This is a genomic window from Neolewinella aurantiaca (assembly GCF_008014675.1).
Taxonomy (GTDB): Bacteria; Bacteroidota; Bacteroidia; order Chitinophagales; family Saprospiraceae; genus Neolewinella; species Neolewinella aurantiaca.
Map to the genome: position 1 here is coordinate 106134 of NZ_VOXD01000008.1, position 24618 is coordinate 130751.

Sequence of the window (24618 nt, forward strand, 5' to 3'; positions counted from 1 at the left end):
TTCTCTATTTGTTGCTTGCCGTTGCTCCTTGCGGAGTGCGAACGTGCAGATGTTGGGAAAGTCGGCTGAGCTGATTGCCAACGTGCCAGGTTGTAGCGTTGGGCCGAAAGCCGGTGAGTGTGGCCCGGTGACGGCTGAAGTAGTCGTCGATGTTGGTATCGGTGGCGGACCAGGTCGTACCCAAAACCGTTTCGAGGGATGCTTTGCTGTCTATCTTGTAGCCGGTATAGTAGTCCAGGATAGCTACGGGCATGAACTGTCCGTGCGTCCGGGTTCCGGAGGGGTTGCTCCGGTTGTGGTAATTATTGGCAGCTTTGGTGAGTTCTTTGAAGAGCGGCATGAAGGTGTAATTGCTGCTATTGGCCATATCCGCTTTTGCCCTCCGGGTCGCTCTTGCCAACATTGAGGTGCTGCGGAACTGGGCGCAAACCTGGTAGAGGACATTGGCAGGGATCATCTCATTGTGGAGAATCACGTCGGCCGAGATGTCTCTGATTTTGTAGCAATCTGTGCCTGCAGAACAGCCGCCCGCCGAAGCAACTGAATCTGCCGCCAGGCGGTGTTGCAGACAGTGAGGCGTAGCCGAAGCGCAGGAAGCGATATCCTCGGCGTAAAGCTTCCGGTCGGCGTTAAGCGCCGAGGTAACACTAAACGCGGGGGGTAGATAATAGCGAAAGGCAAATGCGTTGGCGATACCTTCGTCAAATGCACTGTTCCTGCTGGGAATCATTTCCCAGAAAGTATGCCCGCCGTCGGGGCCGTACATATTCGTGGTCAGTGTGCTCTCCAACGCAAGGTCAAGCTGGGTATGCACCAATTCGTGGATGAACACCACCTTTTTTTCCTTTTCGGTCGTCCAGCCACCAGCGTTAAGGCCTGCGGTATTGAAATAGGAACCGATGCCAAAAAGGCCGGTGTACGTTGGGTCGTTTCGGTAGGTATTGCCCGAAGGCCAGGCTGCGTTGCCGTGTCCGGCGGCGTAGGTACCGTTCCCGGGCATGTAGATCGGCAACGTAGCATGATGGGCACTGTTCGCGTTATCGTGGTAGAGGAATATCCGGACTTTCTTGCTTGTGATCGCCAGTACTGTAGCAACGACGCGTTGCAACCGCGCGTCTCCGCCCCGGCTGGGTTCGCGCAGCAGATCTTCGAGAAGCGCCTGCAGGCCATCGTTGTCGGGATTCGTCCACAGCGGGTTGTTGATGGTATCCCCCCGCGAAATTTTGAGTTTATTAATCTCCGTAGCGGCGTAGCCGGGAAAGGCATTTCCGGGATTGTCGATGTAGAAAAACTCCAGTTTTTCGAGAACGATTTCGCGGTAACCAGCCTCTGCCTGTGGGGTCAGGATCGTCGCAAAAACGATCAGTGACATTAGTAACTTTTTCATGTTGGTTGTTTTGGATGATGGTTAGAGTTGATCGGCGTAGATGAGCAGAGAGTTACTTTCCTTCCGCGGGGACTTCCGTTCCGTTCCGTCGCGGAGCCGCCAGGTCACCTGGTATTCGTAGCCGGGTTCCTGCGCCAGCCATTCGGCTGGCTCCATGATTTCAACGCGGGTTTCGGGCACTTCATCCCGGCTGCGGAGTTGTACCTGCCGGGTCTGTTCCTGATCACCGACGGTAAAAAACACATCGACCTGGGCCGACCGGATTTCTTCTTCCGCCATGATTTCGGGATCCATTTCCACGATGATCGACTTGAGGCGGTACGGTGGGCTGAGCGGCAGGGTATTAATGTCGGTCTGGTTCCACTCCCCTTCTATCGTGACTCCGCCGAAAAAGCTCCATACCGTCTGGTATTCGTAGCCCCTCCAGAGGCTACGGTTATCGTCGCCCTTCCAGCCGTAGGTGAATTTAAAATAGTTCCCATCCTGGTTGAAGCGCGAGCGATCGATCCGGATGTCACCTTCGGTGGTTTCTCCGTTTTGGTGTTTTTTACGAAAAGCCACCGATACGAAGTTCAGCGAACGCTGGAAGTCTTCCGCGTTGAATCCGTCCAGGATTGCGGCAATTTCCCGTTGCTGGTACAGCGGGTCATCGATGTTGAACTGCTGAAAACATTCCTCACAGTTGATGGGACCAACGTTGTGATCGAAACGCAACGACAAGGCAGAGGTAGTGTACTTCGTAAGGTCGATCCGGTAAGTCCCTTTCTGGCGGACGTCCCGCATGGTGTATCCCACTACGATCGCTGTGGTGGGCAGCGTTGGCCTCGGTCGCTCGTAGCTGAAGCGGGAGGGCGGAACGTTTTGCGGTGCCGGCTGTGGCTGGCGGCGACCTCCTACCGGATGGAGACTCGTCGCCCGTGTGCTGTCGCCGGCGGTCGTTCCGACGGTGCCTGTATTACCGGTGCCGTTGTCATCGTCCTGTTCGTCAAGAGGGTTCTGCTGTTCCAGTATGGCCAGTTCTTCGAGCACGTCTTTGCGGCCTTCGGCCAGCAGCGTTTGCGCCCGCTCCAGCATTCCCGGCTGGGCAGCCCCCGGCAAGGCCGGCGCTGCGGGCGTTCCGGTGTTGCTCCCGCTGGGGTCGAACATCAGGGCGGTAAGCTTAGTGTAGGCATCCTTCACCGCGGCCTCGATGTCGGCGTCGGGGTTGATGGTCGTTACTTTGATGGCTCCGCTGCGGGTAAGATCTTCAAAGGTGGCGTTGATCTCAGCGCCCAGCATCGTGTTTCCCTGCCGGGAAACCATACCGGCGCCGAAGTTCTGGTGCTTGTAGATTTGCTCGAAGTTGGCTTCGATCACGGCACCCTTCGGTGAGTTGAGGCCTTCCAGTTCCATTTCGAAGGAGAAACTCATGTCGGGGGTGGGTGTCTGAAAACTCTGCCAGAGTACCTGAGCGCCCAGCTTGGTCAGCTGAATGGAAACCGCCGCTTTCTGGCCGTCCAGAATGGGCGCCCTGCCAACGCCGAGCACTTTTTTGGAAAAGCCCGCGTCGGGGTCGGCAACGGTCGAGATCAGGGCTACCGTTCCTCCGGTATACGGAGCCGCGCCGGCGATGGTTCCGTTAGGGTTGATCCGCCGCAACTGCCGGCGGGCTTCGGCCAGCTGGTCTTCGGTTACCTTCAGTTCGATGACGGCGTGGATGATGCCACCGCCCTGGCCTTCGGTGATGTCCTCCTCCCCTGGCGCGGAAGATTCGTTGCTCACATAGCGGATGAAGGAGAATTGAGGCTTCCCGTTCGGGTGTTTCGCAAGCTGCGGCTTATCCAGCGCATACCGGTATTCGTTGTGCTTGCGCAAACTCTGAAACAGCGTGAGTTCGCCGGCACGAACGGGCTCGTCCAGCAGGATATCCTGAGCCGAAAGCGGTACCGACAGCAGTCCGATCAGGCAGAGCAGGATGAATTGAAATTTCATGGTACAGGTTTTTAGATTTTGGGATAGAAAGGTTCCGCCGCCTGAAGAGCAGGCGGAAAAGAGCGTGTTGTATTTTGAGAGCAATACCGTTTCTTAGAAGTCGTTACGGGCTTCTTTCGGGAAGGGCAAACAGGTTGCGGGCGACGGAGCGCGGGTGCAGGGCGGGGTTCAGGCTTCGGTTATTCCTCTTCGGGGAGTTCGTCGACGAACAGCACGTTGTCCGATGCCGTCAACCGCCCCGAAGAGACGACGCGGTTGCCCCGCAACCGCCAGGTGACTTCGTATTCATACTCCCCGACGTCCGTCGGGGCAACGAAGAGAATCTTCTCCGAAAGCTGGTTCCGGCTCGGGTTCAGGGAGATGGCCTTGAAGAACTCCTTCTCCCCCATCGTGTAGTAAAGCTTGACGTTCACAAGCCGCACTTCCTGATCTTCCAGAAAGGTCGGATCGGCCTGGAACTCAACTTCACGCTTGGCGTAAGGCGGAGCCAGGTTGATGGCGTTGAAAGAAGAGGTTTTAAGCGGCTCCGCCACTTCTACGTCTCCGAAGAAACTCCAGAGGACTTCGTGGTCGTATTCCATCCAGTCGTTTCTGTTATCGTCGCCCTTCCAGCCGTACACCATACTGAAGTTGTTTCCTTTCTTGCTGAACTTCTCACGATCAATTACGACTTCTTCGTGGGTGACCTCGCCGTTGGCGTGCTCCTTTTTGAGTCGTACGGTTACGAAGTTGATGTACTCCGCAAAATCGGCCGCGTTATAGCCATCAACCACCGCGAAGACCTCCCGTTGCCGGTACAGCTCATCGTCCGTATTGATCTGGTGGAAGTACTGAGGATTCCCCTGAAAGCGGGACAGGTTACCGATGTTTTCGTCGAAGCGCATCACCAGCTCGTCGGTGGTCCATTTGTTGAGGTCCATCCGGAAGGTTCCAGTCCGGCGTTTTTGCTTCATCGAAAACGAGAAAGTGATGCCTGATACCGGAGATGATGGTTGCTGAGCCTCTCCTCCGCTCCGGCCCCGGTTGGCGAGGGCCATCATTTGCTCGGGGTTCATTTGGCTGGTGCTCTGGGCCTCTGTCCGGTCAAACATGATGTCGGCCAGTTTAGTGTAGGCGAGTTCCAACAGCTTATCCATGCCTTCGTCTGATCCGATCTGGGTGACCTTGATTTTACCGTCGCGGTGCAGTTTCTCGAACTGCGCTTTCAGGTCGGCACCGAAGTAGACCGGTACCGTGCCCCGGGCTTCCGAACTACCGTCGGTCGCTGCCGCCGACCCCGTTCCGCCGACCCCCGCCTGCAGGCCAAATTCCATCGATTCGTAAAGGTCTTCGAAGTTGGCTTCAATCACGGCTTCCTTCGGCAGTCTGTAACCGTCCATCGTCATGTTAAACGAGAAACTGATGTCTGGCGTCGAAGTCTGAAAGGAGTTCCAAAGCAGGGTCGCTCCCAGACGAGTCAGGTGCATCGAAACAGCAGCCTGCTGGCCGTCCAGGATCGGTGCCTGCCCCAACCCGACCACCTGGCTGCTCAGTTCGCCGTTTTCTCCCGTAAATGAGCTGACCAAACCGAAGGTGCCCGATTTAAAAATGACCGGCCCGATGATTTCGCCATCCGGGTTTACCTGTCTCAGTTCTCTGCGGGCTTCTTCCAGTTGTTCGTCGCTTACCGCCAGGCTGACCACCGCATGCACGATACCGCCTCCTTCTCCCCGCGTGTTATCGGTTTCGCCGGGTTCGCTGGTCGCGTTGGTTACGTACCGTAGGAAGGAGAACCGGGGGTTCCCGCTTTCGTCAACGGCCAGCCGGGCTTTGTCCGCAACGTAGTAGTAATTCTTGTCGTTGCCGACCTCAGGAAAGAGGGTGAGTTCTCCCGCCTTCGTGGGCAGGTCAAGGATGATTCTCTGGGCATCCGCCGTAAAGAACCAACCAAGAAAAATCGTGAATACCATTACATACTTCATGCTCTCTTAATTTTATGGGTTCTGAGTTTGGGCACAGCAGTGCGCCTACTCTCCGATCAAATTCAGGATCTCCTTGAACTTGCCCAGGATTCCTTCTCCCGGCTTTATCGTTCCGTCCGGGCCGGGTTGCAGCAGTACATTGGCGGCATCTTTCGCTGCCTGCAGCCAGGCCGTGTCTTTTTCACGAAGCTCCTCCGGCACCGAAGCGTAGACGTAATCGTCGTTGATTTTGGCTTCCCACTCTGTCGCCAGTTTACCCTGTTCTTTATGGTTGATTATAAAGCGGTAAGCGTAACCGGTCTGCTCGCGATCGGTGAAGATCCGGCCGGTAACAAGGGGCTCATTTTTCGATACGGTAAGCGGAATATTCGTCTCCGTTTCCTTACCGTATTTCAGGTAGCGGAGTTGAAGAGTAGCCCTGGTTATTCCGGCTTCCCTGAGTTCCTCGAGGTCTCCTTCAAACTCGATGTCCCGGGGCCGGATCGGGGCCTGCAGAGTTACCGCCTGCCAGTTGCCTTTTAACCATTTCGGGTTTTCCGGATAGACCTCACCACCCCGCAAAGACCACTTTGCCTGGTATTCATAGGTTTCGGTATTACCATCTCCGTTCCGGGCGTAAGTAATGATTGCCAGACGGCCTTTGTCTTTCATAACGGCAGGGCTGATAGTGGCGGCGTCCGTAAAGTCTTCCGTACCGGAGCGACGCTTGCGCACATTGACCGTAACGTAGTTGATCTCCTGATCGAATATATCCATCGCCTCTACGTCCACGATGAAGTTTATGTCCCGGTGCTGAAAGAAGGGGTCGTTCAGGTTTACTTCGCGGACGGGGAACCCTCCCGGCAGGTTGTAGACCATCGGATAGGGCTTCGTTACCGGCAACTCAAATTTCTTGAGGGAAATCTCTTTGCTCACTTTACGCCGCGTTTTCAGCTGGGTGCACGACTGGAAGCGATAGCCACCCTGCGCAGAATTTTTAACGGCGTCGTCTCCCATCTCTATCTGCTGCCCCGGGTTGCTGTTCAGGCTCATATATTCGGGCATGGTGGGCTCTGCCGCATCCTGAAGGAACATCTGAAAGAAGGCATCCTGGACGGCGTCCACCCGCTCATCCGCAATGCTTGAACTCCATTCTACCGTCACGACTTCTTTCTGGCGAAAGAAGTCGTACATTTTACGCATCATGCTCTCCGAAGTACCGTATTCAAAAGCTGACCCCGTGCCGCCACCAGATGTATTTCCGGCTACAATATCGATGGCCTGAAGGCCAGCCATGAGGTTCTGTAACCCATCGGCGACTTCGCAGCCTTTGGGCATTTCCGTTTTGTTTTTGTCGTAGAGGGCAATTGCCTGGTCGTACAGTTCGGGTTCGTTGTCCAGTTCTTTTTTAATCAGGTCGTATACCATGGCGTCGCCCTGGCTCTGTTTGATGTCGAGGTTGTATTTGTAGGTCGCATCGGCAGCGGAAACCACGGTTGTGAAGTCGTAGTAAAACTCTACAGAGAAATCCGTTGCGCCCCGGTTTTTCTTCATCGCTGCTTCCAGCAGCTGGGCACCGTTTTTATCCAATCGCGCAGCGATTGCTGCCCGGCCGCCTTCCATTACCGGAGCGACTCCGGAGATGACCAGCGTTCGGGTCAGATCTTTGTCGAGCAGGGTCGCACTGGTCAGTGCGAATGATGTGCCTTCCCGGGGCTGCATTTCTACGGGACCGGCGACTTTAGCCCGCGAGGAGCGGACTTCTTTCAGTTTCGAAGCCAACTCGTTGGTTTGGTCTGGCTCCAGGCCCCAAACCACCAGAAAGTGGAGCAGTCCGCCCTGAGCACCGCCGTTTTCCACCTTGTCGTCGGTGGTGAACTTGATGAAGAGAAACTCCTTGTCTCCGTTTTCACGCTCTGCGATGCGGATGGTTTCTGAGGGCGGCAGGTAATACCAGTTGCTCGTCTGGTCGGCCCGGAACAGCACTACGTCGGTACCATCGTCCAGGGTAATTTGCAACCGGGTGTCGGCCAGTAATCGTTGCCCCCACATGCTTGAGAGGCTTAGCGCAAGTGCCAGAACCAGCAGGGCCAGACGGCGGGTGTTTTTTATTGATACATTCATGGTATGGTTGGTTTATAAGGTGAAATTTCAGGGTAGTGGCGCGGCCGCAGGTGCAGGGCACGGTAGAGGGATTGTCGCGACGGCTGGCCCCGGATCAGTCTTTAATAATCAGGTCTTTAAATTTGTCGAGCACGTCTCCGGCCTGCTCCCCTCCGGCGACGGCCTTACCAAGCTCGACCATCTCGTCGATGGTTTCCTGCTTGCGGTCGCGCAGTTCTTCGGGGATGACGGCAAACAGGTAGCCCGTATTGATCTTCGCGTCCCACGGCGTGGCCAGCGGACCGTGGTCTTCGTGGAAGAAAACATACCGGTAGGCGTAACCCTGGGTATTGCGGTCCATAAAGATTCTGTCCTCCAGGTAACCGATCTGGCGCGAGACGTTCAGGTTGAAATTGCTCTCCGTTGGTACGCCAAATTTGTAGTACCGTACCTGTACCGATACGTTCCGGATGCCGTTGTCTTTCATCGCCTCCAGGTCCGCTTCCAGGCGCAGCGGAGTCGGGGTAACCGGCGGGGCCAGGGTGAGGCCCTGCCAACTGCCCTGTGTCCAGCTGGTGTCGGGTACGAAGGTCCGCCCACCGCGCAGGCTGTACAGGGTCCGGTACTCGAACAGGTCGGGGTTTTCGTCTTCCGCTTTTGAGTAAGTGATGGTGGTCCGGTTGCCCTCCTCTTCGAACATTCTCTTGTCGAAGGTGACCTGTCGCTGGAAGTCGTTGGCGCCTTCTGCGCTGCGGCGCTTCCGAATGTCGACGGAGACGAAGTTGAGCTCTTTGCCGAACATATCTTCGGCGTCCAGATCCAGGATCAGCTGAATCTCACGGTGCTCGAAAGTGGGATCGTTGAGGTTTACGGTATTAACGCATTTCTCGTTGTCGCGCACACCATCGTACCACGACGCCAGGTTTTCGACCAGTTCAAACTGCCGGGTGATGGGCAGCCGTACGCTTAGTTCGTAGGTTTCCTTGCGGCGCTGTTTCTTGATGTTCAGTCGTTCCCGGTTCACGGTGTAGCCACGGTAGCGGTAATCGTAGCCCCGCTGATCGTTGCGCTTATCGTCGGGGTCCTCCTCTTCGCCGGGCGGACGGAACTCCCGCTCCGAAACCGAGCGCAGGAAATATTCCATGAAGGCGGTTACCATTTGTTTGGCTACCTCGCTGTCGGGCTGAAGGTTGTCCAGCTGCACCACCACTGCCTTCTGCTCCTGCATCTGCGAAAAGAGGGAATCCCGCTCTGTGTCAGAAATACTCACCTTGCGGTCCCGTTTTTTGTCGTTGCTGCGGTTGGCCGTACGGGTGTACGTCTGGTACACCGAATCCACACTCGACCAGTCTACCGTAATTCTTCCGTCAACGGCAGGCATCAGCAGGTCGTACTCAAAGCGCAGGGCCAGAGAGACATCCGTGATGGAACTGCTCTCCTCAAAGCTCGCAGCCAGCAATTGGGCTGCGTTTTTCTCCATCATGGCAGCTACTGCGACCTTTCCGCCCGGTATGATGGGCGCCCGGCCCGAAGTGACCAGGGTTGGGGTTTCTTTGCCGTTGCTGAGTACCGCAGAAATCACTTCGAACGAGTTGTCCGGATCGGTCCGCACGTCCACGGCCCCCATTACCCGGGGATTCTCCACCGCCGCGAAGCGGGGGTCTGTGGAGGAAAGGCCTTCGATGCGGGAGGTAAGCTTTGTCTGTAGTTCCTCCTCTTGTTCAGGGGTAAGCCCCCATTCCATCAGAAAGTGCATCAGCGCTCCGGACACATCGTCTTCGGCGTCTTCGGTGGTGAACTTGCTGAACAGAAACATCGGTGTACCGTCGGCCTTTTTCGAAAGACGAAGTCCGGCGGGCAGGTAACTGTACCTTCCGGTAAAGTCTTTACTCAGTGAGTTGGTGTGGCCATAGAGCGTCACGGAGAGTCCGTCAGACAGTACGACATCCACCCGGTTGGCGAAGTCTAAAGTTTGTGCACTGGCGTACCAACTTAAAAAGCTGATAAACAGTACTAAAAGGAAGGTTGATTTAAAGTTAATGATCATCACTTTGGGCTTGTAGGGAGGGAGAAAATTCGTTCGGAATTGAAACGACCATCAGCTTTCGGGCCGGGGTCTTTCAGGATGATGGTTTCTGGCTGACTGGCAACCGCTTTCCACAGCCGGTTAGGGGTTGTAGACATCCGGGCAAGCACGCGTTCTTCCGCCACCGGTGGTTCGGGCATGATTAAAGCGAGTCCGGCGGAGACAAAGTCGGAGCAGTTGAAATCGTACAGGTCGAAAGGGCGCTGCTCATCGATCATCCGCTGCATGAAGGCGATCAGTTCAGCATCCTGAGCAGGACTGGTGGGCAGCCGGGCCAGGCCGTCCACCCCGTCTTTCATGGCGTGGGGCAGCCCCTGCTCCATAAGACTGTTTGTGGTGACGGGCGCTGCGGCCGAACTGGTCGGCAAGCGGTAGTATCTGGCCGGCGTGCTCCCGAAGAAGAAACTATAGGTGTACCTCTCTTCGGCGGGCCACAGATCGAAGTAGACCATCTCTCCGGTCTTAACCGTATCGTAGCGGACGCCACCGGGGCAGTCCCTACAGTCCGTGATCCGGATCTTGTTTTTGTCGACGGCGATACCGACGTGTCCGGTTTTACCGCCGTAGGTGGCGTAGAAGACGAGGTATGCGTCAGCAGCCATTCCCTGCACCTGCGTCCGCGCCGCAAAGAAGGCCGTGAACACCAGTAAAATCAAAGTGATTCGAGACATGATGAAAAGCTTTTGGTGAGCGAAAAACGGGTGGGTGGTACCGGGCGGTAAGCACCGGCGAATGTTTTGAGATGGATGCGCAGATAGACTTCCTGCCACGCTTCTTTATCGGGCAGCAGCTCCGCCAGGAGCTTGGCATCTGCGGCTGAAAAGCTGAACGAGGCAGCCATCTTCCCCCCGGCGTTGACCGGAGGAGACGGTTTTGAATTCAGCCCGCGTAAAAGCAGCTGCGCGAGAGGATGATCCGGCGGGCCGATCTCGAGGCCTTTGGCCACAGTATCCCGCTCCAGTGGCAGGCTTCCTGCTACGTACTGGCTGCTGTCGGTCCGCATCCGGACCAGGTCCTTCAGTTCTCGTTCCTGCGAATCAGTCGGTCCCCAGGTCAGCAGAAAATGGAGGATTCCGCCAAGGATTTCTGAAGTACTGTCCTGGCGGTAAGCCAGGAACGAGAACTCCTTATCCCCCGATCGTGCTTCGGCTACCCGGAGGTTGAAGGGCGCATACATCCGGCCCTTATCGGGGCCGTCGAGCGTGTAGCGTTCGTACAGCGAAACCTTATTTCCGTCGAGGAGCGTCACTTCCAGCGGCCGGTCGCGCTGGCCGCTCAGGTGGAGAGCGGCCAGCAACAGAAGGGTTAAAGGCAGGGTTTTCGGCAGGTGCGTCATGGGATTAGTCTTTGGGTGGCTCGTCGAAAAAGATCAGTCCGAATTGATCGGTTCCCCTCCAGCGGAGGGGTGTGCCGTCGGATCTCATCAGTGAAATCTGGTAATCGATCGCTTCGTGGCCCAGCGGCAGGGTCACCTCGAAGGGGGCCAGGCCCGGGTCATCGCCCGGGCGCAGCAGCCGGCTGTCGGTCCGTTCCTGATCGAAGAAGGGATAAGTTATTTTGACGGATGCGGCCCTGATTCCCTGGCTTTGCAGGTTGTCCAGATCTCCCTCCAACGAGATGCTTCTGCGTTCGAAAGGCGTATAAAGGTTGATCATCGCGGCACTGGTCGTATCCCAGTCCGTCGTGTAAGTTCCGCCTCCGGTGAATTGCCAAACCTCCTGGTGCTCGTAGCTAAGCCACTCGGTCATGCTGCTGTCGCGGTCGTTGAGGTAAACCATCCGAAACTGACCGGTAGAATCACGGAAGTTGCGGCGATCCACCATCACTTCCTTCAGCGTCGTCGCGCCGCTGTTGTGCACCTTCCGCATCCGGACGGTTACGCTGTTGACCATGTCGGCAAAGGCCCGCTCCAGCGAACCATCCAGGTTTACGTGAACGGCGCGCTGCTGAAAGGCAGGATCGTACAACGCAACGCTGCGGAACAGATCCTCCCGGTCGCCGTACTGCTGCCACAAATCGCCGATGTTGAAGGTGATGAAGTGTTTGCGGCTTACCGTAGAGCGGCCGTTGAATTTCAGGTGGGACTTGCCCGACACCTTCAACTCTTTATATTTGAAGCCGACCGACAAGCCGAATCCGGTAGTGTTGCGGCTGCCGAGGGCGCCGTTGGCGCCCAGCATCGAGCCCAGCGCATCCATCATACCTGCTCCTCCGCCTGGGACTTTCTCCGGTTCGACCTTCTGGAACAGCATCGTCAAGAGCTTATCGTACACGGTGGAGAGGAGCCCGTCGAGGTGTTCGTCTGAGCCTGCGGTCGTCATTTTGATGGCGTTGTTGCGGCGCATTTTGTCGAGGGCAACTTCCACGTCGGCGCCAACGAAGTAGACTGATCCTCCGGCACTGTAGCTTTCGCTTTTGCGGACTTCATCGAAGTCGACTTCGATCTCCGCTTCGTAGCTTTCGGTCAGCCCTTCGTAGTCGAGTTCGAAGACCACGGAGATGTCCGGCGTTTTCATTTTGAAACTCTCCATCAGCAGTTGCGCCCGTTGGGGATCGAGGCTGAAGGAAAAAGCGACGCGGTTGTTCTCCAGCGTGGGTGCGGTGCCGGTGCTGAGCACCGCTTGTTTTTCGGTGCCGTCGGGCTGGAGGATGAAGGACACCAGCAGGTAGCGGCCGGAAGTGAACGCCCATGGACCTTTCAGCACGACCTCATCGTTGTCGAGTTTTTCGCGCAGGGCGGCCGAGGCCCTCGCCACCTGCTCCGCAGGTGTATCATAGAGGACCAGGAAATTGACAATCCCTCCCCCACCCGCTGCGGAAACCGACCGGGCATCGTCTCCGGCTGGTTTTTCGGTGACATAGCGGAGGAAGGAAAACTCGGGGATGGAGTCTGACGTATGCCCCAACCGGCCACGCCCCGGCAGGTAGTAGTAGCTCAGTTCGTCGCCGTAGACGGGGAAGCACCACAGGCCGGCGGCCTGTACGCCACGGTCTGCCAGCAACTGCTGGGCTGCCGCTTCGGGCAGGCCGGCCAGGAGAACCAGAACGAATAGGAAGAGCAGATTTTTCATTGGGGTGTTTGGGTTTGGGGATCGCGCAGGGGAACAGGACGGTAGTCCGGATGCTTTACGACCGAGATAATTGTGGCGGATCAGGTGGCGGTGGCGTGCAGTTCCTCCCCGCGCCAGGGGGCAGGCGCTAACCGCCTTTGGGGGTAAGAAATAAGTACCCATCGGTAAGTTCCCGGATCGGTGTGGCCTCCGAACCGCTGCCGTCGGCAGCTATCCACCTGATCTGATAGGCAGTCGTTTGTTCGTGGTCATGGTAGAGGGCTATTTTGTGGGTGTTCTCCGTATCATTTGCCCGTAGGGTCAGCCGTTGTTGTATCTGCGGACTTCCGTTGAGCACGGTGAAGAAAACGACCGTTGCCGCCTGCATGCCTTTGGCCCCGAAGGATTCCAGGTCTGCATCCACCTCGACGAGGGACTTGGCGAAGGGCGGTTTCAGCGAAACCGCGCCCAGGGCGCCGTCCAACCAATCGTCCGGGTTGTGGGGCAGGTTAACGGTCTGGGACTCGCCCTTGAAACTCCAACTCAGCCGGTAGTTATAGTTGAGCAGGTCGCGGCCGCTGAGCCCGAGCGCGGGATAAACGATACTTTTGAAATCGGTTCCCGTCTTTAAATCTTTACCGGTTATTACGATTTCTTTCGTGACCGGTTCCTGCCCGTTCCCGTAGCGCTTGCGGAAGCTGACCGTTACGAAATTGAGAATACTGCTAAAGGCTTCAGCGAAGGATCCGTCGATTTGGAAGATGACCTCTCTGTTGGCAAAGTCGGCCTCTTCCAGGTTGACGACGCGGAAGTAAGGTCCGTCTTCGTTGAACAGGTCGTACATCCCCCGGATGTTGCCGGTGGTGAAGAAAGGAACCTTAATGGAAGTCGCCTTACTCAGGTTGAGGTAGAACTTACTGGTACGGATGTACTTTTCGTCTTTCAGGACGAACTGGTTGTCGGTCACGTATTTCTGGTCTCCGGTTCCGGCGAAGAAGCGGGAGAATCCGCCGCGCTCCTGCCGGCCTTTGATCTGGCCCTGATCGAGGGTCGGGATGGTTTCCGGGCGGGCCGCCCAGCCGAGTTTGGCGTCGAACATAAGCTCGATGAGCTTATTGGTAACGAGGTCGACGATGGCGGCCATGTCTTTGGTATCGATGCCGAGTCCTTCGGAGCGGTCGAAGACCTCCACCTTTATTTTCTGGTCCTGAATCAGTTCATTCACCGCTTCCCGGAGGCTCGAGCGGTCGTACCCGCCCTGCTCGTTGAACACCAGACTAAAGTGCTCGTAAACGGTGCTGGCCTCTGCCTCGATCACGGCGTTGTACCCCTTCACGTAGGCTTCGTAGTAGCCACTAATGCTGACCGACACATCCGAGGTGGCTCCTTCGAAAGAACTCCACAGCAGGGTTGCGCCTTCCTGGCTCAACTTGGCGGCGATGGCGGCGCGCGAGCCTGGCAGCAACGGACAATGATTGCTGCTTACGATAGACTGGGTGAGCGGTTTCTCCCCTTCCGTATCGGACAGGACAGAAGAGACGACCTCCATGCTCCCCATCCCCTCTTCGCCGTCGCGGATGTTTTCGTGCAGCGGCACGGGTCCGGCGATACGGCCGTTGGGGACTTCTTTCCGAAGTTCAGCCTCGATCTCCCGGATGCGTTCCGGCGTAAGGCTGAATTCCACAAGGGCGTGCAGCAGCCCGCCGTTGTCGGCGGGATCGGGACCACCGATGTACTTGATGCACATAAGCTCGAAAGTACCATCTTCGCGAACCGCCAGGCGGGGTGCATCGGCGAAGTAGTAATAATCAGTCGGCACATCACTGTCCTGCAACAGGATAATGCCATCGATCGTCCGGCGGCCTTCGTCGTACTTCACGATGGCGAAGGCCGCCTGGGCCCAGACGCAAAGGAGCAGTGTAATTATAAATCGGTTCACGGTGGTTTGTTTTAGGTAGGTTTCTGGACGGGATGAGCAGAAACGAACGTTGTGCAAACATTCCGTTCCCGCTGATACAAAGGTGGGGGCACCCCGGGCGGGCGGGCTAGTAACTAAAGTTATACTCCGGCGCTTTGCCTTGTCTTTTAGCCGAAAACGCGCAGCGTTTTTGCTGGTATCTCCGTGCGGTGAGGGAATCAGGGGCACACATAACCGCCGCAAAACCATCCATACCTATATATGGTTGCCTCCGCCACCCCAAGTGATTTTTGGCGGCCGCTTTATCATCTGGCTTCACCTTTGATGACCGAGGCAACTATATATGACCAGGCGGGCGCGGCCGCAGGTGCCGGGCGGGTTGAAGGGCAGGACTCCCTGAACGAAGGCTACGGCCTTCGCCGGGAAAGGTTCGGCGCTCTGCCTGCGGTAGCCCGCAGGCCCGCGACCGTGTGAATAACAAATTACACCAACGAAAACACAGGGGCAAGCCCCTGTGCTACGTGAGACGGACCGCCGGCCCTAAGCACTCGCGACATTTGCGTGGACTCCTGCAATTTGTCATTCACACCCCACTCCCTAACTAAAGTTAGTCTTGCAGGCAATTGCTGCGCCCCAACTTTGCAGATATAAAACCGACACCAGCACCTACCGACGTTTCTTTTCCCGGGCTCTGTATTTGGTCCCTTGCCCTGCACCTGCGGCCGCGCCGTACGTAACGGAATTGCACTAACCCGCATAAAACAGTAATCCGTTGCACCGCGATATTTTGAACCGTTGGTCGGGAAACTACTGCGGTTCGTCCTGTTTGCTCCTCCGTTTCATCAGCTTTAACCTCTCCTTTAGACACTTAACTCCCTAACTTACTGAAGTATCGTGCGAATAACAGATTGTAGCTTCTGAGCCGTCTTCCTCTCCCTGGCTCCTCTCCTCGGGAGAGGGAGACGGCTCAGGAGAGGAAAAAGTACTCAAACCTGCAATTTGATATACGCACGAAGTATCAGCGGATCACGCACCGCACTTTTTCACCCGTTCAACACACCCAGACATGTCAAACAAAGCCAACATCAACGAGACGCTTACCGGGCCGGATATTGCCCGCCTCAGCGCCGATATCCCGCCCGCGAAAGGAGAGCGGCTGCTCACCGTAGGTTTCACCATCAGGAACTGCGCCCAGCTGATCGGGGACACCCTCGACGACCGGGGCGTACTCGGCTGGTTCGTGCATATGCCTTCGCCCGCCGAAAACAGTTCGCAAAAACTACGCTTCAGCCGCCTGGTCATCCGCCAGCAAAACGGCGTGCCGCGTTTGGGCATCGACCCCATGACCGGCCCCAAGGGCGAATCGCTGGCTGAGTTCAAGGTCTTCGCCCAGAACCCCGAGCCCAACTTCCCCATCGGCAACACCGTCGCAGAGAACGCCGCGAGCACCTACGCCCAGTCGATGGGCTACACGGCCGGCCAGCTGCACGCCTCGCCTTCGGCTCAGGTAAAAGACCTCTCTCATTACACCAACTGGTCGGGGGCCAACTTCTTCCGCCGCTCCGACCTCAAGTTCATGCAGTTACTCCTGTTGGCGCAGGCAGACAAGTACAACGATATGTTCTTCACCGGCTCAAAAGTACGCTACGACGTGATGCACAACCCCAGGCTCCGCGTAGAGCAGTTCTCCCGCCTCGACCCCAACGGAGAAATCATCCCCGATCCGGGCCGGGCCTTCACCATGAAAGCTGAGCCGATCATGAACCCCGACCAGGCCGTTCCCTCCGGCAACGCAATGATCGACCTGCTCGGAGCCACCACCGACACCGACTACAGCCAGCGCGGTACCACCTCCGGCAACGAGCGCTTCCCCGGAGCCGTAATGGCCACTCCCTGCCCTCCGTTTTGGGACATCATCGAAGAGATCGGGACGAACCTCAACATCAACTCTACCGACGGAGCAGAAATGGTTATGGAGTTTCTCGCGAAAGTCGACGATGTCGTTTCCGATCCCGAAGCCACCAGCGTGAATCTCTCGCTTGCCGCCATAGTGGACGCCGAGCGCAGGCACTGGTCTTACGGCATCCTAACCTTCCTCATCGACCTTCTGACCCAATGGCGTGATGGCGGCAGGAAGTAGAACATACCTGCCGTACTTAGTCCTGCTGCTGACCTCCTTCGGGGTTAGCGGACAGTACCTCGTACACAGCATCGGGGAGGATGTGCTGCCCGAAGTTGAAAGCCTTCATTACCTGTCTCAAACACCAGACGGCCGGTACTGGGCCACCTCGGGCAACTCCATCATCCGCTTCGATGGTGCCAGCGGGCAACTCTTCCCCATCCACGATCCTGCGAAGTCACTCCAGATAGGCGAATACCCTCAGTCTCCGCTCATGCCGGCCCCCGACGGGCGGCTCTGGATTTCTACTTACCAGGGCCTCCACGTATTCGACCCCGGGGAAGAAACCTTTCTCAGCTACCAACTGATGGACGGCGGTCAGGTGCTGAACCAAAACTACCGGCTGTTACGGATCGACTCCCTTACCGGAGAAGCATTCCTCCGGGCGGGAAACTACCTCTGGAGTTACGACACCCACACCGGAGCTTACCGCAAAGCAGCAGGCCCCACGCAGGGAACTATGTTTGTACCTCTTCACGACGAAGCCTGGGCAGCGGTCAGGTACGACGATACGCTGGAGGTATTCCACCAACTCCCCGGTGGCGGCACCTACGAGCGGGAAGATGTGGTACTCCCCCACCGCCTGCTCGCCCTGGCCCGGGATGATGATAATTCTCTCTGGCTGGCGACCGACCCCGGCCTCGGCCACCTCAAACTCCCAACCTCAACCTCAGACCTTTGCTTCCGCCTGGCCGCACCGATGCCCGGCACAAAAGCCGTTATGCCGCACGCCGACGGCAGCGTGTGGTGCATCGCCCGCAACACCGGCATCTTCCGCTTCGATCCCGCGTTGGGCGAAGTGACCGATGTGATCTCGGTCGCCGACGGGCTCAGCGGAGCAGCTCCCCAACACCTGACCCAGGACCACCAGGGACGAATTTGGGCAGCCCAGTACGGAAAAGGATTCGACGTGATCTCGAAGCAACCGGACAACTTCACCGTTCTGCAGCTTGCGCACGACAAACCGATCTCGGACCTCCACACTCCTGACGGGCAGGATGTACTCGTTAGCGACCGCCGCGGCCGGATCCAAAGGTTCGCGGGGGCGACACGCGCCCAACCGGCCATCACCGATATTCCGAGCCAGCGCAATGGCGACCACCGGGCCGGGAGGCTGCGGTTCAACAGCAGCGGGCAGGAGGTCTGGCTCGGCAACCAACGCCAGATCGGGCGCTACGACTTTAAGCGCGGAGACTTTGTCTGGTACGACCGCCCTCCGGAGCTCATCAGCGACTTGTACCGGAGTAGCGACGGACTCCTTGTCGTGCTCTCCCAGAAGGGAGTCATGTCCGTAAAGTTCACGGCCGACGGTCTGCGCCTTCAGCCTCTTTTACCTTTCCCTCCTTCCGACGGAATGCGCTATACCGGTCTGTTTGGCCTTACCGACAGTACCTTTCTGGTCTGGGAACGTGGCAGCGAGATCTGGCCGTGTACGGTCAGCAACGGTTCCGTTACCATCGCTGCCCGCCTGCCCGTCAGCGGGCGGGTGAACGCCGCTCTGCAATGGAACGACAAAACATTGCTCGGTACCAATTCCGGGCTACTCGAAGTAGGAAAGGACACCGTGGTCACCGTTTTAAGCCAGGACCCTCAGGGAAATCCGCTGCGGATCATGAGCATGATAACGGATCAGGAAAGCGGTGACCTCTGGTTTGGCACCAGCAACGGCCTGGTCCGTTACACCCCCGGCACCAACGAGCAGATTCATTTCGGCGCAGCCGAAGGTTTGCCGGAAAAGGGATTCCTCCCCGCCGACCCCGTACAACTGAACGACGGCACCATCTGGATGGCGACCAAGAGCGGCATCGTCCGCTTTCATCCGGACGCCCTGTCGGTTCCGGAGCAACCGCTGACGCCCTATGTTGCCGGGCTTTGGGTCAATGATATCGCGCAGACCAGGGAGCTTACCGGCCAGCAACTCTCCCGCGTAGAGCGGGGCTACCAGCAGAATTCGCTGTACTTCCGTCTCGGGCTCATCGGCTTGCTTCCGCACGGGGACGGGATGGTGGAGTACCAGTTGCGGGACTACGACCTGGCGCCCATTCGCGTGGCGCGCAACGAAGTGATCCGTTATCCGCGGCTGCCCGCCGGAGAATACCAGCTGCAACTTACCGCCATCGGCAGCAGGGGCGAACGCTCGGAGACGACGACCGTTGAAGTCGTGATCAACCCTCCTTTTTGGGAGACCATTTGGTTCCGGGTATCCGTATTGCTGGCGCTGGCGCTGGGTGCAATGATCGTTTACAGCGAGCTCCTCCGGCGGGAACGCCGCAAACAAAACGAAAGGCGGGAGCGCGAAGCCCTGGTGAACGCCGAGCGCGACCGGATCGCCGGCGAAGTCCACGATGACCTCGGCGGCCAGCTCTCCTCCATCATGTTTCTCAGCGAAGAACTGCTCATGACCGAAGCCGCGCCCACCCTCGCGTACGAACTGGGCCGGATCAACGAACTCTCCCAGCACTCGCTGCACAATATCCGCGACATCATCTTTGCTCTCGACAACCGCCGGGCAACCGTTGCCGACCTGTGTGAACAGATTGAAACCGCCGGGCAGGAGTTCTTCCGGGACCACCACCTTGCTTTTTCCTTCAACGGGCACTGCACCCGCGGTGAGCGCCCCCTGAACAGTCGCCAAAAGCGCAACCTTTTCTCCATCGTCCGGGAGGCGTGGCACAATACAATCAAGCACGCCCAGGCCAATAAAGTAACGATGAGTTTCGGATGCGAAGAGCAAATACTGACCATCATCATCGCCGACGATGGTCGTGGGCTGACGGCAGATAACGCGGCGAAATCTACCGGAGGCTACGGCCTCGGAAACATAAAAAACAAAGCCGAAGCCATTGGCGGAACCCTTACCATCAGCAGCCAGACCGGAGCAGGAACCACGATAACGCTGCGCTTGCCTTTGGGGTGAACCGGAGACTTCCACGATCATCCAATTAGAAAATCCATACCGAAATGAAAAAAATCGCCATCGTTGAAGACCGCAAAGAAATCGCCGACGCCATTGGCCGCGCCGTAGCCCGCGACGCCGATTTTTCCCTCACCGGCGTTTACTACTCCGCAGAATCAGCCCTGCAAGTGATGGCCTCTGACCGGCCAGACATCATCCTTATGGACATCGGCCTGCCGCGCATGGACGGGCTCGCGTGCCTCGTACGCGTGAAAGACATGCTCCCCGCCGTGAGCGTTCTCATGTTCACCGTTTTCGATACCGACGACAAACTCTTCAACGCCCTGCGCTTCGGTGCCGACGGCTACATCCTGAAGGAAGACGGACTGGGTGGCGCCGTGCGCGCCATCCGGGAACTCGCCGCCGGCGGCGCGCCCATGAGCGGCGCGATGGCCCGCAAGGTGCTGGACAGCCTGCGCCAGGCACCCACCGAGGGCCCGCGCGCGCTCGACCAACTGACGCCCCGGCAGAACGATATTCTCCGCCTGCTTGCCGAAGGCAAGTCTAACCGCGAAGTCGCCGGCGACCTGGGCCTCACCGAAGGAACCGTTAAGCAACACGTCCACGCCATTTACCGCGTGCTTCAGGTCGTGAACCGGGTGGAGGCAGTACGGCTGTTTTTGGGAGAATAATGGGTAGTGCTACCGCACCGTGGAATCTGCCAGAATGGACGATGCAGCCTCCGGGCCTAAAACAAACTAAGCTGCGGCTTCTTCCTGGCGCTGAACAGTTCAAAATTGTAGTCGGGCCAGTCGGGTTCTCCGGGAAAGAATTTCCGCTTAGCCAGCTCGAATTGCTGCTTGATCATTCCCGCGATTTCGCCTTCGCCCCGGTGGCGGACACCGAAGCGTTTCTCGCCAAGGTCGCCGCCCCGGCAGTCGCGGATGCGGTTGAGGATGCGGTCGGCGCGGTCGGGAAGCGTGCGGTGCGCCCAGTCGGTGAAGACATCAGCGACCTGGTCGTTGAGCCGGACAACGCTGTAACCGATGCGGCGGGCACCCGCTTCTTTGGCTCGTTTTGCGATGCCGAGGATTTCGTGGTCGGTCAGGCCGGGGATTACGGGCGCGATGTTGACCGCCACGGGAATACCCGCCCCGGCCAGGGCACTTACCGCCCGGAAACGCTGATCGATGGTAGCCGTACGGGGCTCGAGGATACGGCGCACGTCTTCGTCCAGGGTCGTGATGCTCAGGCAGGCGTGGACGAGGCCGCGCTCCGCCATCGGCGCAAGTAAATCGAGATCGCGCACGATGAGACTGTTTTTGGTGATCAACCCTACGGGATGGTCCAGTTCGCTGAGCACTTCCAGGCAACGACGCGTAAGACCAAATTTCTTCTCCGCCGGCTGGTAGCTGTCGGTGTTGCCCGACATCATGATGGGCAGCGGGTCATAGTTCTTCTTCAGCAAGCTGGTGCGCAGCACAGCAGGCGCTTCCTCTTTGTAGAGGATTTTGGTTTCAAAATCCAGTCCGGCGCTGTAGCCCCAGTAGGTGTGGGTAGTTCGCGCAAAGCAGTAAACACAGCCGTGCTCGCAGCCCTGGTAGCAGTTCAGTCCGTAACCGAAGCCCAGATCAGGACTGGTCACTTTATTCAGGATGGTTTTGGGGTGGGTCGGGATGTACTCGGTCCGGAGCGCAGCGTCCGGATCGGGGAACTCGTCGTACCGCAGGTTATGGTACGGATTGGCAGGGTTGAGCTGGGCACCGCGGCCACCAATTGCCTGTTTTTGTTGCAACATTTACAAATATACACAAATTTTAATATTTTTACACTGGGGCCAGGTGGGGTGTGTATCACGAGATGCACGGATCCCCCTCTCCCCCGGCCCCTCTCCTCGGGAGAGGGGAGACGTGACAAGCGGCAAGTTCGTGATAGTAGTGCATCTCGTGATACACACCAGATGGGGCGTAAATAACAATTTGCACCAACGAAAACACAGGGGTGAGCCCCTGAGCTACGAGAGAGAGGCTTTCGGTCCTTGAGCAGAACCGTTCAAGAAAGGTTATGTATAATTTGTTGCCTACACTGGCTGACGGAGCATCACCAATTGCACGATAATACCTCCTCCCGGTTAAAATGAAAGCGATGCCTGACCCTTTTTTGGGCGCGAACGCAGGTGCAGGGGGAAGGATGGGGAAGGGTTGTGTTCCCTGGCAGACGCTGGGTTTTAAGTCCCGACCCACAAACACGTTGTTTTTGGCGGACTGAAATTGCCCGGCCGGATGCGAGCAAGTTGCTTGGTTTTACTGCTCCACACGGGCGTTGTTGTATGAAGAATTAGGACAAAGCTTGCGCTGATGTCTCATTCAATTACGCGTCTTTCGGTTGAGATACAGGCATGCTATGGGCTTTAATTTGATAGAGCACTTTTATTTTCCTGGGTTTCAATTTCCATAAACCTTGACTCCGGTAGAGTCTATCGCAATCGTTATTGAACCTGATTCAGGAATGTCGAAGGGCAAGATGTCCATAGCCCGAAGGCGACGGTTTACTTGGGAAAAGCATGTTACGTCAAAAATCGTAACAATCCATTATTATATAGATATGCTCTGTCTTGACAGAAAGCATTATCGGTTTATTCCCTACCTTGAGGCCATCAGGTTAGCCGTTTTTTTATGAACAGGCCGCTGGCAACATTTCCCCATGAACAAAAAACAACTCTCAGAACGGGATATCTGCACTCAATTTATTACTCCAGCGGTAGTGGCGGCCGGTTGGAACCTGAGGAAGCAGGTGCGGGAGGAAGTACCGTTTACCGATGGCCGCATTATCGTTCAGGGCAAACTCTACGCAAGAGGAAAGCGAAAGCGAGCCGACTACATCCTTTACTACAAGCCCAACATTCCGTTGGTCGTTATTGAGGCGAAGGCCAACCACCGACCGGTTGGGGACGGAATGCAACAAGCCATGAAATACGCCGAAGCGCTCCAGATTCCGTTCGTTTTCACGAGCAACGGCGATTCGTTTGTCTTTAAGGACATGACTGCAGGCACCGAGCGAGAAATTAAATTGGAAGAATTCCCCTCGCCCACCGAATTGTGGAGCAAGTACCTCGCTCACAAAGGTCTGGAAGACGAAAGCGTGCGCGAGGTGGTGGAACTGCCCTACTATACGGACACCTCCGGCATGTCGCCCCGCTACTACCAGCAAAACGCAGTTAACCGGACCATTGAAGCCATTTCGACCGGGCAGGAACGCATCCTATTGGTGATGGCCACGGGTACCGGTAAAACCTACACCGCCTTCAATATCATCTGGCGACTCTGGAAAGGCGGACTAAAAAAACGGATTCTCTTTCTGGCCGACCGCAACGTACTGCTCAACCAGACTAAGACCGGTGATTTCTCTCCGTTCGGCTCCGAGATCATGCACATCATCAAGCACCGCAAGATTGATAAATCGTACCAGATTTACTTCGCGCTGTACCAGGGCCTGACCAGCAACGAGGAATCCAAGAACGCATACAAAGAATTCAGTCGCGACTTCTTCGACCTCGTGGTAATCGATGAGTGCCACCGGGGAAGTGCCTCCGAAGCCTCCGCCTGGCGGGAAGTACTGGACTACTTCAGCAGTGCTACCCAAATTGGCCTTACGGCTACGCCGAAGGAAACCAAAGACGTCTCGAACATCCACTACTTCGGCCCGCCGGTATACACTTACTCCCTCAAGCAGGGCATCGAAGATGGCTTCCTGGCCCCCTACAAAGTTGTGCGGGTGACGACCACCATCGACGACGGCTGGCGGCCCACCCAGGGGCTGATCGACAAGTACGGCCAGGCCGTCGCCGACCGCATTTATAACCTGAAGGACTACGACCGTAACCTGGCCATCGACGAGCGGACGCAGCTGGTGGCCAATCGCATTACGGAATACCTGAAAGACACCAACCGCTACGACAAGACCATCGTATTCTGCGTAGACATCGACCACGCCAACCGGATGCGGATGGCCCTGATCAACGCCAACGCCGACCTGGCCGCCGAGCACCCCAACTACATCGTTAAAATTACCGGAGACGATGAAGTGGGCAAGCAGGAACTGGACAATTTTATGGACGTAGAGGAAACCTTCCCCGTCATCGCGACCACTTCCAAAATGCTGACCACCGGCGTAGACACCAAGATGGTAAAACTGATCGTGCTGGACACCAACATCGGTTCGATGACGGAATTCAAGCAAATCATCGGCCGGGGCTCACGCTTACGGGAGCAGGAGGGAAAAGTGTACTTCACCATCATGGATTTCCGCAAGGCCACCAACCTGTTCGCCGACCCGGAGTTTGATGGTGACCCGGTGCAGATTTATGAGCCAGGGCCGGACGATCCGATTGTTCCACCGGATGTAGAAGCGGGCGCGGACGCAGGTGCAGTGGAAGGTGAAGAAACAGAGATCAACCTGCCGCCGCCCGGCTACGGCCTGCCGCCCAACGTCGACATCCTGGAAGACCCGGAAACTCCGCGTAAATTCTACGTCAACGGTGTACGGGTGACCATCGCCCACGAACGCGTACAGTACCTGAGCGGAGACGGAAAGCTGATTACCGAATCCTTGAAGGACTACACCCGCCAACGGGTAAAAGACAACTTCCCCACCTCCACCGATTTTATCCGCCACTGGAACGATGCCGAGAAAAAGGCCGACCTGATCGCCGACCTAGCCGACCGGGGAGTACTGATCGAAGCCCTGCGCGAAGACGTTGGCCAAGATCTGGACCCCTTTGACCTGATCTGCCACGTTGCCTACGACCAGCCGCCGCTGACCCGAAAAGAACGAGCAGGAAAAGTGAGAAAAAGCAACTACTTCGCTAAATACAGTGAACTCGCTCAGCAGGTGATCCATAAGCTGCTCGATAAGTACGAGGAAGCAGGCGTTGGCCCGCTGGAACAGGGCGCAGTGTTAAAAGTAAAACCACTTAACGAACTCGGCTCCCCCGTTCAGTTGGTGCGTGCCTTTGGGAAGAAAAAGGATTTCATCGCGGCGGTGAAAGAGCTGGAGGGGGAGATTTACCGGACGGGTTGATATTCTTGG

At 57.0% G+C, this 24618-nt stretch carries 15 protein-coding genes; 5 read left to right on the forward strand and 10 right to left on the reverse strand.

The genetic code is table 11. The annotated features are described in order from the left end of the window. Positions 1 to 4 precede the first annotated feature (4 nt). The 9 genes from FUA23_RS07070 to FUA23_RS07110 form a co-directional block, all read right to left on the reverse strand. Positions 5 to 1387: a hypothetical protein gene (locus FUA23_RS07070; protein ID WP_147930030.1), complete on the reverse strand. Its 1383-nt coding sequence runs from the start codon at positions 1385 to 1387 to the stop codon at positions 5 to 7. A 21-nt stretch (positions 1388 to 1408) separates the two neighbouring features. Continuing rightward, positions 1409 to 3358: a hypothetical protein gene (locus FUA23_RS07075; RefSeq protein ID WP_147930031.1), complete on the reverse strand. Its 1950-nt coding sequence runs from the start codon at positions 3356 to 3358 to the stop codon at positions 1409 to 1411. Between the two features lie 179 nt (positions 3359 to 3537). Then, positions 3538 to 5319: a hypothetical protein gene (locus FUA23_RS07080; protein ID WP_147930032.1), complete on the reverse strand. Its 1782-nt coding sequence runs from the start codon at positions 5317 to 5319 to the stop codon at positions 3538 to 3540. 45 nt (positions 5320 to 5364) lie between these two features. After that, the gene (locus FUA23_RS07085; protein WP_147930033.1) at positions 5365 to 7422 is read right to left on the reverse strand and encodes a hypothetical protein; all 2058 of its coding nucleotides are present in this window, start codon (positions 7420 to 7422) and stop codon (positions 5365 to 5367) included. 94 nt (positions 7423 to 7516) lie between these two features. Further along, positions 7517 to 9448 (reverse strand): hypothetical protein, encoded by a 1932-nt coding sequence (locus tag FUA23_RS07090; RefSeq protein ID WP_147930034.1) that lies wholly within the window; start codon positions 9446 to 9448, stop codon positions 7517 to 7519. Next, the gene (locus FUA23_RS07095) at positions 9448 to 10158 is read right to left on the reverse strand and encodes a hypothetical protein (RefSeq protein ID WP_147930035.1); all 711 of its coding nucleotides are present in this window, start codon (positions 10156 to 10158) and stop codon (positions 9448 to 9450) included. The genes FUA23_RS07090 and FUA23_RS07095 overlap by 1 nt, the downstream gene beginning before the upstream one ends. After that, positions 10140 to 10823 carry a hypothetical protein gene (locus FUA23_RS07100; protein WP_147930036.1) on the reverse strand — a complete coding sequence of 228 codons (684 nt, stop codon included), beginning with the start codon at positions 10821 to 10823 and terminating at the stop codon, positions 10140 to 10142. Before FUA23_RS07100 ends, FUA23_RS07095 begins: the two co-directional genes overlap by 19 nt. A 4-nt stretch (positions 10824 to 10827) precedes the next feature. Continuing rightward, entirely contained in the window at positions 10828 to 12558 is a 1731-nt protein-coding gene (locus FUA23_RS07105) for a hypothetical protein (RefSeq protein WP_147930037.1), read from the reverse strand. Positions 12559 to 12685: 127 nt separating this feature from the next. After that, positions 12686 to 14476, reverse strand: coding sequence for a hypothetical protein (locus FUA23_RS07110; RefSeq protein WP_147930038.1), 1791 nt, complete (start codon positions 14474 to 14476; stop codon positions 12686 to 12688). A gap of 240 nt (positions 14477 to 14716) precedes the next feature. On the opposite strand from FUA23_RS07110, the gene FUA23_RS07115 reads away from it, so the two are divergent. The 4 genes from FUA23_RS07115 to FUA23_RS07130 all read left to right on the forward strand — a co-directional run bounded on the left by FUA23_RS07115 (position 14717) and on the right by FUA23_RS07130 (position 20222). Next, positions 14717 to 14929 carry a hypothetical protein gene (locus FUA23_RS07115; RefSeq protein WP_147930039.1) on the forward strand — a complete coding sequence of 71 codons (213 nt, stop codon included), beginning with the start codon at positions 14717 to 14719 and terminating at the stop codon, positions 14927 to 14929. Positions 14930 to 15521: 592 nt separating this feature from the next. After that, complete coding sequence (locus FUA23_RS07120) at positions 15522 to 16595, forward strand: hypothetical protein (protein WP_147930040.1); 1074 nt, start codon at positions 15522 to 15524, stop codon at positions 16593 to 16595. Further along, entirely contained in the window at positions 16579 to 19551 is a 2973-nt protein-coding gene (locus FUA23_RS07125; protein WP_147930041.1) for a sensor histidine kinase, read from the forward strand. The genes FUA23_RS07120 and FUA23_RS07125 overlap by 17 nt, the downstream gene beginning before the upstream one ends. Positions 19552 to 19595: 44 nt before the next feature. Continuing rightward, positions 19596 to 20222, forward strand: a complete 627-nt coding sequence (locus FUA23_RS07130; protein ID WP_147930042.1) for a response regulator — start codon at positions 19596 to 19598, stop codon at positions 20220 to 20222. Between the two features lie 56 nt (positions 20223 to 20278). Here the strand turns inward: FUA23_RS07130 and FUA23_RS07135 are convergent, their stop codons facing one another. Further along, positions 20279 to 21328 carry a PA0069 family radical SAM protein gene (locus FUA23_RS07135; protein ID WP_147930043.1) on the reverse strand — a complete coding sequence of 350 codons (1050 nt, stop codon included), beginning with the start codon at positions 21326 to 21328 and terminating at the stop codon, positions 20279 to 20281. A 905-nt stretch (positions 21329 to 22233) separates the two neighbouring features. Between FUA23_RS07135 and hsdR the strand changes: the two genes are divergently transcribed. After that, a complete protein-coding gene (hsdR, locus tag FUA23_RS07140) occupies positions 22234 to 24609 on the forward strand; it encodes an EcoAI/FtnUII family type I restriction enzme subunit R (RefSeq protein ID WP_147930044.1) in 2376 nt (791 codons plus the stop codon). Positions 24610 to 24618 lie beyond the last annotated feature (9 nt).

Excerpts from the sequence above, each read along its gene's own strand:
- FUA23_RS07070 (WP_147930030.1), bottom strand. The coding sequence starts at position 1,387 with ATGAAAAAGTTACTAATGTCACTGATCGTTTTTGCGACGATCCTGACC.
- FUA23_RS07075 (WP_147930031.1), bottom strand. The coding sequence starts at position 3,358 with ATGAAATTTCAATTCATCCTGCTCTGCCTGATCGGACTGCTGTCGGTA.
- FUA23_RS07080 (WP_147930032.1), bottom strand. The coding sequence starts at position 5,319 with ATGAAGTATGTAATGGTATTCACGATTTTTCTTGGTTGGTTCTTTACG.
- FUA23_RS07085 (WP_147930033.1), bottom strand. The coding sequence starts at position 7,422 with ATGAATGTATCAATAAAAAACACCCGCCGTCTGGCCCTGCTGGTTCTG.
- FUA23_RS07090 (WP_147930034.1), bottom strand. The coding sequence starts at position 9,448 with ATGATCATTAACTTTAAATCAACCTTCCTTTTAGTACTGTTTATCAGC.
- FUA23_RS07095 (WP_147930035.1), bottom strand. The coding sequence starts at position 10,158 with ATGTCTCGAATCACTTTGATTTTACTGGTGTTCACGGCCTTCTTTGCG.
- FUA23_RS07100 (WP_147930036.1), bottom strand. The coding sequence starts at position 10,823 with ATGACGCACCTGCCGAAAACCCTGCCTTTAACCCTTCTGTTGCTGGCC.
- FUA23_RS07105 (WP_147930037.1), bottom strand. The coding sequence starts at position 12,558 with ATGAAAAATCTGCTCTTCCTATTCGTTCTGGTTCTCCTGGCCGGCCTG.
- FUA23_RS07115 (WP_147930039.1), top strand. The coding sequence starts at position 14,717 with ATGGTTGCCTCCGCCACCCCAAGTGATTTTTGGCGGCCGCTTTATCAT.
- FUA23_RS07120 (WP_147930040.1), top strand. The coding sequence starts at position 15,522 with ATGTCAAACAAAGCCAACATCAACGAGACGCTTACCGGGCCGGATATT.
- FUA23_RS07125 (WP_147930041.1), top strand. The coding sequence starts at position 16,579 with ATGGCGGCAGGAAGTAGAACATACCTGCCGTACTTAGTCCTGCTGCTG.
- FUA23_RS07130 (WP_147930042.1), top strand. The coding sequence starts at position 19,596 with ATGAAAAAAATCGCCATCGTTGAAGACCGCAAAGAAATCGCCGACGCC.
- FUA23_RS07135 (WP_147930043.1), bottom strand. The coding sequence starts at position 21,328 with ATGTTGCAACAAAAACAGGCAATTGGTGGCCGCGGTGCCCAGCTCAAC.
- hsdR (WP_147930044.1), top strand. The coding sequence starts at position 22,234 with ATGAACAAAAAACAACTCTCAGAACGGGATATCTGCACTCAATTTATT.